Origin of the sequence: Lichenibacterium minor (genome assembly GCF_004137685.1) — a bacterium.
Classification (GTDB): Bacteria; Pseudomonadota; Alphaproteobacteria; order Rhizobiales; family Beijerinckiaceae; genus Lichenihabitans; species Lichenihabitans minor.
Genome location: NZ_QYBB01000003.1, coordinates 198,324 through 210,754, shown reverse-complemented (window position 1 = coordinate 210,754; position 12,431 = coordinate 198,324). Strand labels below are relative to the sequence as shown.

Below are 12,431 nucleotides of genomic sequence, written 5' to 3'. Positions count from 1 at the left end.
GGCTCACGCGGCGCCGGCGAACGCGTCCCAGGAGGGCGGCGTGCCGATGTGGTCCGCGAGCGCGTCGATGAACACCCGCACCTTGGGCGACACCATGCGCCGCGCCGTGTACACGGCGGCGATCGTGCGTTCGGCGCCCGGCGCGACGTCGGCGTCCCAGTCCGGCAGCAGCCGCCGCAGCGCGCCGGCCGCGATGTCGGGCCCCACGAGCCAGGTCGGCAGCAGGGCGATGCCGAGCCCGCCGAGCGCCGCATCGCGCAGCGCCTCGGAATCGTTGCTGTTGAACCGGCCCGCCACCGACACCTCCGCCGAGCCCGCGGCGCCGCTGAAATACCATTTGTCCGTCGGCTGGAGCGCCAGCGTGAGGCAGGGCAGGGCCGCGAGGTCGGCCGGCAGGCCGACCGGCCCGATGCGGTCGAGCAGCGCCGGCGCGGCGCAGGGCACGCGGCGCTGCGGGGCGAGGCGCCGCGCCACCAGGGTCGAGTCCGGCAGGGCGCCGATCCGCACCGCGACGTCGGCGCCCGACGCCACGAGGTCCACGGTCGCGTCGGTCAGCGTCGCCTCCACGGCGAGGTCGGCGTGCCGGCGCTGCAGCTCCGCCACGAGGGGCAGGACGTGGCGGCGGCCGAAGGCGGTCGGCAGATTGAGCTTGAGCAGGCCGCGCGGCGCCGCGTCGAGCGACGTCACCGCGGCCCGGGCCTGTTCGAGGTCGTCCAGCACCAGCCTCGCCCCGTCGCGGAACCGGTTGCCCGCCTCGGTGAGCTGAAGCCGCCGCGTCGAGCGGCTGAACAGCGCGGCGCCAAGGTCGTCCTCCAGCGCCTGCACGGCGCGCGACACGGTGGACACCTGGCACCGCTCCAGCGCGGCGGCGCGCGAAAAGCTGCCCGCGTCGGCGGCGCGCAGGAACAGGCGCAGGGCGGCGAGGTGGTCCATGGAGCTCCCGGGCGACGACAGGGACCGACCTTGCGCGATTCCGAAGGGGGAGCGAAGCAGGATCGCGCGGGTTTTCCCGCGTCATCCCGCGCCGCATGGGGGGCGGGCGCGCCGCGATGCCGCCCCGCCATCCCGCCGCGGGCGGAACCCGGGCGCCCGGCACGAGCTTGACGCTGGCAACGGCGTGGGGGTGGGCGTGGTGAAGCGGGTTCTGGTGGTCGAGGACGATCCGATGCTTCGGATGGACGCCGCGGCCATGCTCGAGGAGGCTGGCCTCGAGGTGGTGCAACTGGAAACGGGCGACAGCGCCCTGGCCTACGTGCTCGAGCAATCCGAAGACGTCGGGGTGGTGTTCTCGGACGTGCAGATGCCGGGCGACACCGACGGGCTCGACCTCGCGCAATATATCGCGGTGAACTGGCCGGCGATCACCATCGTGCTGACCTCGGGCCATGTCCACCCGACGCAGGACCTGCCGGGCAACATCCGCTTCGTGTCCAAGCCCTGGGTGCCGGGCGAGGTCCTGGCCGCCCTGACCGGGCCCGTCTGACACCGAACGGCGGGAGCGTCGCGCCCGACAGCGGTCGAGCGTTTTCGCCGCTGGGCTGAGCGGGTTCCCGCTGCCGCGGGCGGGATGCCGGACGGCAGGCCCGCGCGGCTCCCGACCGATGCCGAAAGCGCCCGGCGCCCCGCCGCATGGCATCGCATGAAACCCTGGACGGACCGCCCCGTATCCAGGATGTCGGGGCGTCATCGATCGGGGAGGGGCGAATGCGTTCCATGTGGGGGTGGGCGGCGGCCTCGGCCTTGGCGGCGTCCGCGCTGGCGGGCTCGGCCGGGTCGGCCTGGGCCGACTGGCAGTACACGCAGTGGGGCATGACGCCCGACCAGGTGACGGCGGCGTCGAGCGACGCCGCGCAGCCCAACTCCGACCGCGCGCTCGATGCGGGCGCGCTCAAGGCCGTGCTGACCGCGCCCTACCAGGGTGCGTCCCTGCCCTTCACGGCGGTGTTCCTCTTCGATGCCGGCGGCAGGCTGAAGGTCGTGGCGTTGAACCCGGTCGGCGGCATCGCCTGCCCGGTGATCGTCCAGGCGCTCGGGGCCAACCACGGGCCGCCGGAAGGCAAGCCCGACATGGCCCATGCCGCCTCGCTGCACTGGGACGACGTCGACAACGACAACCTCGTCGTCTACGGCGACCTCGGGCAGGGGCATTGCACGATCCAATATTCGAGGCTGCCCCCCACGAGGCCCGACGGGAAGGGCCTGTGACCCGTCCCGGGGCTGGACTTCAGCCGCGCAGGCCCGACCGCCGGTGGGCGACCTCGGCCAGGGCGGACCAGTCGTGGTCCCCCAGGCCGCCCTCGACGCCTTCTACCAGCGCGTCCCGCACCACCTCGGCGGCGGGCAGCCTGGCGCCCTTGGCGGCCGCGGCGTCGAGCGCGAGGCGGACATCCTTCAGCCCGAGGCGCAGCTTGAAACCCGCCGGCTCGTAGGCGCCCGCCGCGATGCTGGCGCCGTATCCCTTGTAGGCCGGGCTGGCGAACAGCGTGCTGGTGACGATGTCGAGGAAGTCGGCGCCCTTCACCCCGTAGCTTTCGGTCAGGGCGGTGGCTTCCGCCATGGCCTCGATCGCCAGCGCGATCATCATGTTGCCGGCGAGCTTGGCGGCGTTGGCGCGCTGCGGCTCGTCGCCGAGCGGCCACGTCCTGGTGCCGAGGGCGTCGAGGATGGGCTGGACCGTCGCGATCGCGGCGGGGTCGCCCGCCGCCACGATGTTGAGCTGCGCGGCGGCCGCGGCGGTCGGCCGGCCGAACACCGGCGCTGCCACGTAGCCGATCCCCGCCGCGCGATGGCGCTCGGCCAGCTCGACGACGAGCGGGACCGAGATGGTCGCCATCATGACGTGCACGAGCCCGGGGGCCGCGGCGTCGAGGGCGCCCGAATCCAGGATCACGCTCCGCACCGCGGCGTCGTCGGCCAGCATGGTGCAGACGGCGTCCCCCTTGAACGCCCCGGCCGGCGTGTCGACGGCGGTGGCGCCTTCGAGCGCGCGCGCCGCGTCCGGCGAGCGGTTCCAGGCCGTCACGTCGTGGCCGGCCTTGACCAGGTTGGCCGCCATGGCGCCGCCCATGCTGCCGAGGCCGATGAAGCCGATTTTCATGTCCGCCCGTCTCCGAAGTCCATCGGGCTCGCCGCGGCCCGAAACATGCGTGCATAACGGTGCCGGGCGGGGGATGGATGCGCCCGATGCGACGAGGGGACCCATGCAGAACACCGAGGAGATCTGGCGGCTGGTGGACGCCAAGGGGCGCGACTTCGCCGCCCTGGCCGACCGTGTCTTCGACACGCCGGAGCTGAACTTCTCCGAGCACCGCTCGGCCGCAGAGCACACCGCCATGCTGCGCCGGCAGGGCTTCGCCGTCACCGAAGCGGTGGCGGGCATCCCCACCGCCATGCTGGGCGAATGGGGCGAGGGCGGGCCGGTGATCGCCATCATGGGCGAGTTCGACGCCCTGCCGGGGCTGAGCCAGGAAGCCGGCGTCGCCGAGCATCGCCCCTTGCCGGGCAACGGCGTCGGCCACGGCTGCGGCCACAACCTGCTCGGCTCCGCGTCGCTGCTCGCCGCCACGGCGGTGAAGGACTTCCTCCAGGCCTCGGGGTTGCCGGGCCGCGTGCGCTACTACGGCTGCCCGGCGGAGGAGGGCGGTTCGGGCAAGACCTACATGGTGCGGGCCGGCGCCTTCGCGGACGTCGATGCCGCCATCTGCTGGCATCCTTCGGCCTTCACGGGCGTGCGGGTGGCGGCCTCCTTGGCCTGCATGGAGGCGGACTTCACCTTCACGGGCTGCTCGGCCCATGCCGCGGCGGCGCCCCACCTCGGCCGCTCCGCGCTCGACGCCGTCGAACTGATGAACGTCGGCGTGAACTACATGCGCGAGCACATGCCCTCGAGCGCCCGCATCCATTACGCGCTGATCGACGGCGGCGGCATCGCCCCCAACGTCGTGCAGGCGAGGGCGGTGGTCCGCTACCTCGTGCGGTCGCGCGACCTGCCGGGCCTGCGCGCCCTGTTCGACCGCGTCGTCAGGGTGGCGCAAGGCGCCGCGCTGATGACCGAGACGAGCGTGGAGCACCGGATCTTCTCGGGCGATGCGAACCTCGTCGGCAACGCGCTGCTGGAGGACGTCATGGCGGCCGAGTTCCGCCACCTCGGGCCTCCGGTCTTCGACGACGCCGATCGGGCCTTCGCGGAGACCATCCAGGCGACGCTGCGTCCGGAGGACATCGCGGCCTCGTTCAAGCGCGCCGGGCAGCGCCCGCGCGACGGCGCCCCGCTCGGCGATTGGCTCGTCGACCGCGACGACTGGTCGGTCGACGACATCGGCTCGACCGACGTCGGCTCCGTCAGCTGGGCGGTGCCGACCGTGCAGGCGGCGGGCACCACCTACGCCATCGGCACGCCGGGCCATTCCTGGCAGCTCACGGCGCAGGGCAAGTCGCCCGCCGCCCACAAGGGCATGGTCCACGTCGCCAAGGCCATGGCGGCCACGGCCGTGGCGCTGATGCGCGACCCCGACGCGGTGGCGCGCGCCAAGGCGGACCACCGCGCGCGGGTCGGCGACGGGCCCTTCGTGCCGCCGATTCCCGAGGGCGTCGAGCCCCCGCTCGACATGGCGGTGGGGGTCTGACGGCCCGGCCCCGCCCGGCCCCGTGCGGCACGGGGGCGGGCGGGGCCACGGGTCGGGTCAACGCGGCACGATGTCGAAGCCGAACCACTGCTGGGACAGCTTTCCCGCCGTGCCGTCCGCCATGGCTTCCACGAGCCCCCTGTCGAGCAGGGCCTTCAGGTCGGCGTCGTCCTTGCGCAGGCCCATGCCGGAGCCTTTGCCGAGCAGCCCGCCCTTGAACAGCGGCCCGGCGTAGGCGAGCCCGCCCTTCGCGGCCTTCACGCCGGCGCTGAGGTTGGTCTGCGAGCCGATCCATGCATCCACGCGGCCGGCTTCGAGGTCGAGCGCGACCTCGTCGTTGGTCTTGTAGCTTCGCACCTCGACGCCGGGCAGATATTGCGCCATCAGGTCGGCCTGGATGGTGGCGACCTGCACGCCCACCACCTTGCCCTTCAACGCGTCGCGCAGCGGGGCGAGCCGTGCCATGGCGGCATCGTGATCGGCGAGGTCGAGGTCGACCCCGGTCGACGGCAGGCTCGCCAGCGGGCCGCCTGCCATCACGGCGAAGGTGCTGGGGCCCTGGCTGTAGGGCACCGTGAAGGCGATGGCCTCCTCGCGCTTGGGGGTGATGCTCATGCCCGACATGATGGCGTCGAACTTGCCCGCCTTGAGCCCGGGGATCAGCCCGTCCCAGTCCTGCACGACCGTGTCGCAGGTGATCTTGAGGCGGTCGCAGACGGCCTTGAGCAGGTCGGGCTCGTAGCCGATCACCTTTCCGTCGGCCGTGGTGGAGTTGAAGGGCGGATAGGCGCCCTCGGTCGCGACCCGGACGTGGGTCCAATCCTTCGCCTGGGCGAGCCCGGACGACAGGCCGAAGGCGAGGAGGGCGGCGAGGAGGGGGCGGGCGGGATGCATGACGGCGGAGTTCTCCGGGGGACGGTGGCGAACGCGCATGCAACGATCGGACCCCGGCGCGAAGCGATCCACCTTCCGGCGACGTCGGCTGCCGACCCGGATCGCAGGGTGTTCGAAGTCACGGCGCGTCGCGAAGCCGTTCTCCTCGATCGGGAAGTGGAAAGGTGCGTCCCGCCGACCCCTTACCCCATCGTTTCCAGCGCGTTCGCGCATTCCCCCGCCGACACCTCGACGACCTCGCCGCTCGCCGTCCATACGAGGTGGGTGCGGATGCGGTGGTCCGGGTACAGCGGCTCGACGGCGGCGCGGTAGAGCGCGAGCTGCAGCGCCTGCTTCGGCGTCATCGCGCCCGGCGCGCCGGTCTTGAAGTCGGCGATGTGGACGGCCGCGTCCGTGACGCCGATGCGGTCGATCTGCCCCGTCACGTCGATGCGCCGCCCGCTCGGCAGGCCGACGCTGGCCGTCACCGCCACTTCGGCGCGCGAGTCCGGCCCGAACAGTCCGGCGAGCGCCGGGTCGTCCAGCACCGCCAGCGCCTGGGCGGCCAGGGCGGCGCGGTGGTCCTCGTCGAGCGCGGCACCCTGCACGGCGAGGAAGCGGGCCGCGGTGGCGGCGCGGCGCGCGGCGGGGACGCCGGGCAGGTGCTGCAGCAGGCGGTGCATCAGCCGGCCCGCCGCCGCGGCCTGCTTGCGGGTGCCGCTGCGGGTGCGGTCCACGTAGGGCCAGGCGGGCGGCCCGTTCTGGTCGGCGGCGCCGAGCGGGTTCGACGGGCGCACCGGCGGCAGGTCCGGCTCGGCTTCCGCGACCGGGCGTCGGAACAGCCAGACCGGGAGGTCGGGCGCCGTCCCGTCCGCCGAAGCGGGGTGCGCCGCGGGTGCCGTCGCGATCTCCTCGGGATCGGGGTCCCGCATCTGCAGGATCTCGTCTGCCGGATCCCACGGCGCCGGCGCGGGCTCCATCGGCAGCTCGGCGGCCTGGATCATGGCGTACCAGCAGCCGTCGCCCGGCCCCTTCTCGCCGCAGAAGCCGGCGACATACAGGCGCTCCTCGGCGCGGGTCATCGCCACGTAGAGCAGGCGGTTGTGCTCCTCGACGGCGCGACGGCGCGCCAGCGCCCGGGCTTCCGCCACGGGCGCCGCGTCGGCGTCGGTGCGCGGCGACCAGGCGATGAGGCCGCTTTCCGGCTCGCCCGGCCGCTCGTCGAGGCCGAACAGCGACGGGTCGTGCCGGCCGCTCGGCACCGCGCAGGTGTCGGGCAGGAACACGATCTTGGCTTCCAGCCCCTTGGCGGCATGGACCGTCATCACCCGCACGGCATCGCCCGCCGCCTCCATGTCGCGCTTGATCGACAGGTCCGCGCCGTCGAGCCGCGCCAGGAAGGCCATGAGGGAGGGGGCGCCATCGCGCTCGTGCGCCAGCGTGAGGGCCAGGAACTCGTCGATGGCGTCGCCGGCCTCGGGGCCGAGCCGGCCCAGCAGGTCGCGCCGCCCGCCGTCGGCGCCGAGCATCCGCGTGTAGAAGGCGAAGGGGGTGAGCCAGGCGGACGCGTCGCGCCAGGCCGCGATCTTGCGGTGCGCGTCGCGGTGGCGCGGCGCGTCCGAGGCGCCCAGCGCCGACATCAGCGTGCCGCGGCGCCCCGGCGCCAGCGCGATGAGGTCGTCGTCGTCGAGGCCGAGCAGCGGCGACTTCAGCACGCAGGCGAGGGTGAAGTCGTCGGCCGGGCTCAGCGCCGCGCGGCCCGCCGCCACGAGGTCCATCACGGCGATGTGCTGGGTGAGCGCCAGGCGGTCGGCGCCCGCCACCGGCACGCCGCGCTCCTTGCAGGCGCGGATCATCGCTTCGAAGAAGCTGTTGCGCGACCGCACCAGGATCATCACGTCGCCGGGCCGGACGGGGCGGCGCCCGTTCCCCTCCGCCACGGTCTCGCCCGAGCCGGGACGGCACAGGCGGTGGATCGTGTCGGCGATGCGGCGCGCCACCACGACGGGCGGGTCGCCGGGCTCGACGACGTCGACCGGCAGCTTCCAATCTCCGGGCTCGGGCTGTGCCACCGCGGTGACGGGCGGCCACAGCTCGACGCGGCCCGGCGCGCGCCGCAGGGCCTGGTGGGGCTGCGGTCCCGCCGGGTCGTGGGTGAGGCCGCGCCCGTTCGGCGCGTGGGCGAAGACCCGGTCCACGGCCCGCAGCACCGCTTCCGAGGAGCGGAACGACAGGATGAGGTCCACCCCGGCGAAGCGCTGCTCGGCGTCTTCGGCGCGCTCCTTGAAGTAGGAGCGCATCTCGTCGAACATGTCGGGGCGCGCGCCCTGGAACGAGTAGATCGACTGCTTCTCGTCGCCCACCGCGAAGAAGGTTCGCGTCGGTCCAGGCCGGCCCGCGCCCGCGAAGAAGTCGTCCGATACGGCGCGCAGGATCTCCCATTGTTCGGGCGACGTGTCCTGCGCCTCGTCGACCAGGATGTGGTCGATGCCCTTGTCGAGCTTGTACAGCACCCAGGCCGAGCTCGACGTCGCCAGCAGGTTGCGGGTGCGCTCGACGAGGTCCTCGAAGTCGAGGAGGCCGCGCCGGCGCTTGGCCGCGTCGTAGCGGTCGAGGATGGCGGACGCGACCGCCATCAGGGCGCCGGTGCGCTCCGCCGTTTCGGCGCTCTTGCGCCTGCCCAGGAGGCCGACGAGGCGGCGCCCTTCCGCGTCGAGGGTTTCGCACAGCGCGGGCTCCTTCTTGCGCAGCGCCTGCGGGAGGTAGCTCGGCGCGCGGGGCTCGCGCTTGGCGGTCAGGAACACGTCGAGGTAGGGTTCGGCCTGCGCGCCCGCGGGCGCGTCGAACGCCGCCATCAGGCGGTTGCCGGCCTTGCCGGGGCCGCCGCCGTCGGCGCCGATCGACCGCGCGATCTCGGCCCAGTCGGACCACGGGATGCCCCCTTCCACCATCTCGGCCTCGATCGCGGCCGGCGTGTCCGAGGGCCCGAGCCCGAGCGAGGCGCGCAGGGCGCGCTCCAGCCCGTCCACGTCGCGCGCGTCCCGCACGGCGTCGCGCACGAGGTGCCGGTGGTGGAGGGCCTCGTCGATCAGCGCTTCGAAGGTCGAGGACGAGACCTGGCCGGTGAGGGTCGCGAGGCCGCGGCCGAGGCCGGACGCCGGCGCCCCCAGGGCGTCCGCCAGCACGGCCTCGCGGGCGCGCAGCAGCAGGTCGGCGGCGCGCAGGTCGTCCAGCACCTCGAAGCGGGCCGGCACATTGGCCTCGAACGGGAACAGGTGGAGCAGCCGCTCGCAGAAGGCGTGGATGGTCTGGATCTTCAGCCCGCCGGGCGTTTCCACCGTGCGGGCGAAGAGGCGGCGGGCGTCGTCGAGCGCCGCCGGGCCGCCCGCGAGGGCCGGCACGGGCGCGCCGGTGTCGGCGATGGCCCGGCGCAGTCCGTCGTCGTCGAGGCGGGTCCAGCGCGCGAGGTCGCGGAACACGCGGATCGACATGTTGGCCGCCGCCGCCTTGGTGAAGGTGAGGCACAGGATGCGCGACGGCGCCACGCCGGCGAGCAGCAGGCGCAGCACGCGCTGGGCGAGGACATGGGTCTTGCCCGAGCCGGCGTTGGCCGACACCCAGGCCGAGGTGCCGGGGTGCGACGCGCGGCGCTGGCGCTCGATCGTGTCCGACGGGATGGCGGGGACGGCGTCGGCCTTGGCGATCCCTTGTCCGCTCACGACGGTTCCGCCCCTTCCCCGGCCCCGCCCGTCGCCGACCATTCCTTTACCCGGGCCAGGTGGTCGTAGGTGCCGAAGCGCGACGCGTATTTCGGGAAGGGCCGCGCCAGGTAGCCCGTCGACTCCGAGCGGAAGCTGTTCAGGAGCCGCACCAGCTCCTCGCGGTGCTCCGCCACCACGTCGGCGAAGGGCGGGTCCCCCTTCCAGTCGAGGTCGATGCGTTTGGCCATGTCGTCGGCGCCGAACTTCACGTAGACGGCCGCCGACACGCCCGTCACCCCACCGATCGCCGCGAAGGCCCCCGCCTTCACCATCTCGGCTTCGAGCGTCAGCTGCGGCGCGAAGCCCACCTTCACCTCGCGGATCGAGGGCGACGCGCCCGTCTTGAAGTCCACGATGGTGGCGCGGCCCGCCGCGTCCACCTCGATGCGGTCCGCCGTGGCGGTCAGGGTGAAGATCGAGCCGTCGTGGAGCGGGATGGGCAGGGAGCCCGATTCCTCGACGAAGACGCGGCCCGGCTCCCGCCGCTGTTCGGCGTCCCAGGCGATAAAGGCCCGCGCCCAGCCGAGGATGCGCGGCCATTGGAAGGCGCGGAACTGGGGATCGCGGAGCGCTTCCGCGAAGGCGTCGCGCGCCAGCGCCTCCATGCCCTCCATGTCGGGCACGCGGCCGGTGTCCTCCAGCGCCCGCGTCACGGCGGAGATGACGCCGTGGAAGCTCGTGCCGTATTCTCGCATCCCCATCGCGGCCGCCAGCGGCTCCAGCGGGCTCAAGCGCAGCACCTTCTCGGCGTAGATCGCGTAGGGGTCTCGGCGCAGCGTCTCGATGCGGGTGACGCTGAGCTTCTGGGGGCGCAGCGCCACGGGGGGACGCGGCGAAGGCCGCCCGATCGAGCGCACCCCCGCGGGCCGGTCCAGCGCCCGGGCATAGGCGAGGTAGCGCGTGCCGCGCGCCCGGGCGGCGTCGAGCGCTTCCGGCGCCACGGCGCCGAGCCTTTGCAGGAAGCGCGACGGCACGGTCGGCGAGCCGCCGCGCTTCTTCGCCCGCGTGACGAGGACGTTCGGCTGGCCCAAGGCCATCTCGAAATCGTGCGCGGTGCGGCCGAGCCGCCGCTCGGGGGGCGACAAGCCCAGCGCCGCCCGCATGGGGCGGTTGAGGAACGGGTCCTGGCGACCCGCGGGCGGCCACACCGTCTCGTCGAGGCCGCCGAGCACCATCAGGTCGGCGGACAGCAGGCGCGCTTCGAGCAGGCCGAGAATCTTCAGCCGCGGGTGGCTGCGGTTCGGCCCCCGCACCGGCGCTTCGGCGGCGAGCCGGTCGAAGAGCGCGGCGTAACCGGGGCGATCCAGCCGGATCGCGGGGTCGGCCGCGCCGTCGAGCTCCTCGAACAGGTCGCCCAGCACCGAATAATCCGCGCCCGCGAGCGACACTTCGCCGTCGGCATCGCGGGTGAGCGCCGCCAGGGCGGCCTCGTGGGCGGCCAGCCAAGCCGGCAGCGGCGCTTCGCGGGGCACGATCCGCAGCGGGTGCAGGGCGGCGAGGAGGTCGCGCAGGAAAGCGCCGAGGGACGCGAACTCGGCATCCGGGATGATGCGCAGCTCGTGGCCGGCGTGGGGGGCGTCGCGCCGGTCGCGCGCCATCGCCATCAGCCGCTCCGGATCGGCGAGCGCCAGCGGCGGCAGCACGCCGCGCAGGACGGCGAGCTCCAGCTGGCGCGCCGCGCGGATGACCTCGCCGCGCGCCCGGCCGAGCTTGACGGCGGGATGGTGGAGCAGCGCCAGCACCTCGACGGGCGCGAGGTCCCGGAGCGTGCCGTCGAGCACCAGCCGCGCCAGGGCGCCGGCGGCGGTCTGGCCCAGGGGCTCGCCGCTCGATTCCTCGATGTCGATCCCCCAGCGCGTCAGCTCCTCGCGCACGCGGCGCGCCAGTTCCCGGTCCGGGGTGACGAGCGCGGCCGTGCCGGGGCCTTCCAGGGTTTCGCGCAGGCGGACCGCGATGGCGCGGGCTTCCTCGTTCTCGTCCGCCGCCTCGATCAGCGTCACGCCGCGCAGCGCCGCATCGGCGTCGAGGGACGCATCCTCGGCGACATGGCGCCACAGCTCCGTCGTGGCGGCGGGGCGGAGCGCTTCGCCGATCAGGCGTCCGCGCGCCCGGAGGTCCGGCGGCACGGTGCCGAGCGGCCGAACGGCGGCGCGCTCGACGCCCATCGCCGCCACGAGGCCGCGCAGCGCCGCCTGCGGATGGCCGGCGACGGGGTCGATCTCCGCGTCGCCCGCGCCGAGGCCGCCGATCAGCCGCCAGGACGCTTCGTCGAGGCCCTGGTCGAGCCCGGGCAGCACCACGGCTCCCTGCGGCAGCAGGGACACGGCCGCGATCAGCCGCGCGGTGGCGCTGTTGGTCCCGGTCGAGCCCGCCACGATGACGGGGCCGCGCGGCGCGTCGCTCCCGGGCTCGTGAGACAGCAGCCGGTCGCATTCCGCGTCGATCAGCGCGATCTGGCGCGTGGCGGCGTCGACCCGGTCGAGGCCCTGCAGGATGGCGGGGTATTGCGTGATGGCCACGTCGAGGAAATCGAGCGTGATGCGCCAATACCGGTCGAACTCGTCGGTGCCGAGCGGCTCCATGCGGTGCCACTCCACGTTCTCGATGGCGAGCTCGTCGATGAGGGTGGCGAGCTCGCCCGACAGGTGCCAGGCGTCGGCCGGCGAGGTGGCGACGAGCAGCGGCTCTTCGGCCTTGGTCGAGCGCCGCCCATCAGGCTCCACCGCCACGATGGCGTGGCGCACGGCCTGCCCCCAGGCGAGGATGAGGCGCGTCAGGATCATGCGCCGGTGGATCGGGCTCAGCGCGACCGGCAGGCCGACGCCGAGCTCAGCGCCGAAGCCGGGTTCCTCGAACAGCAGTTCGGTGTCGTCGAGCGCGCCGAGCGGCACGATGCGCGGCAGCAGCGCCGAAGCCCCGCCGAGCCGCGACGCCATCGTGGCGCCGAGCGCGCGGGCGGAGCGGCGCGTCGGCACGTAGATGGTCGCCGCCGCGAGGCCGAGCGGGCCCGCGTCGCGCGAGAAGCCGGGCACGAGGGTGCCGTCGAGCAGCGCGTCGGACAGGGTTTCGAGGAAGGGGGCGCCGGGCGGGATCGTGAAGACCCGCGGGGCGCCGTCGCCCTGGTCGGACCCGGTGGCTGCAGGCGTCACGGTCACCACCCTCCCTCGTCCTT

Annotated in this window: 8 protein-coding genes; 3 read left to right on the top strand and 5 right to left on the bottom strand. The window is 74.1% G+C overall.

Going from position 1 to position 12,431, the window contains the following annotated elements; all coding sequences use genetic code 11:
* Positions 1 to 3: 3 nt before the first annotated feature.
* Positions 4 to 933: a LysR family transcriptional regulator gene (locus tag D3273_RS05065; RefSeq protein ID WP_129224131.1), complete on the bottom strand. Its 930-nt coding sequence runs from the start codon at positions 931 to 933 to the stop codon at positions 4 to 6.
* Between the two features lie 199 nt (positions 934 to 1,132).
* Here D3273_RS05065 and D3273_RS05060 point away from each other — a divergent pair, with 199 nt between their 5' ends.
* Together D3273_RS05060 and D3273_RS05055 are read left to right on the top strand one after the other, a co-directional pair.
* A complete protein-coding gene (locus tag D3273_RS05060) occupies positions 1,133 to 1,483 on the top strand; it encodes a response regulator (RefSeq protein ID WP_245500998.1) in 351 nt (116 codons plus the stop codon).
* A gap of 221 nt (positions 1,484 to 1,704) precedes the next feature.
* A complete protein-coding gene (locus tag D3273_RS05055; protein ID WP_129224127.1) occupies positions 1,705 to 2,205 on the top strand; it encodes a hypothetical protein in 501 nt (166 codons plus the stop codon).
* 19 nt (positions 2,206 to 2,224) lie between these two features.
* On the opposite strand, the gene D3273_RS05050 is transcribed toward D3273_RS05055, so the two are convergent.
* Positions 2,225 to 3,097, bottom strand: coding sequence for an NAD(P)-dependent oxidoreductase (locus D3273_RS05050; RefSeq protein WP_129224125.1), 873 nt, complete (start codon positions 3,095 to 3,097; stop codon positions 2,225 to 2,227).
* 103 nt (positions 3,098 to 3,200) lie between these two features.
* Here D3273_RS05050 and D3273_RS05045 point away from each other — a divergent pair, with 103 nt between their 5' ends.
* Positions 3,201 to 4,625 (top strand): M20 family metallopeptidase, encoded by a 1,425-nt coding sequence (locus D3273_RS05045; RefSeq protein ID WP_129224117.1) that lies wholly within the window; start codon positions 3,201 to 3,203, stop codon positions 4,623 to 4,625.
* Between the two features lie 57 nt (positions 4,626 to 4,682).
* Here D3273_RS05045 and D3273_RS05040 read toward each other — a convergent pair whose 3' ends face one another.
* The 3 genes from D3273_RS05040 to addB form a co-directional block, all read right to left on the bottom strand.
* A complete protein-coding gene (locus D3273_RS05040) occupies positions 4,683 to 5,558 on the bottom strand; it encodes a transporter substrate-binding domain-containing protein (RefSeq protein ID WP_245500997.1) in 876 nt (291 codons plus the stop codon).
* A 143-nt stretch (positions 5,559 to 5,701) separates the two neighbouring features.
* Positions 5,702 to 9,217 carry a double-strand break repair helicase AddA gene (gene addA / locus D3273_RS05035; RefSeq protein ID WP_245500996.1) on the bottom strand — a complete coding sequence of 1,172 codons (3,516 nt, stop codon included), beginning with the start codon at positions 9,215 to 9,217 and terminating at the stop codon, positions 5,702 to 5,704.
* Positions 9,214 to 12,408, bottom strand: coding sequence for a double-strand break repair protein AddB (gene addB, locus D3273_RS05030; protein ID WP_129224113.1), 3,195 nt, complete (start codon positions 12,406 to 12,408; stop codon positions 9,214 to 9,216). The genes addA and addB overlap by 4 nt, the downstream gene beginning before the upstream one ends.
* Positions 12,409 to 12,431: the final 23 nt, after the last annotated feature.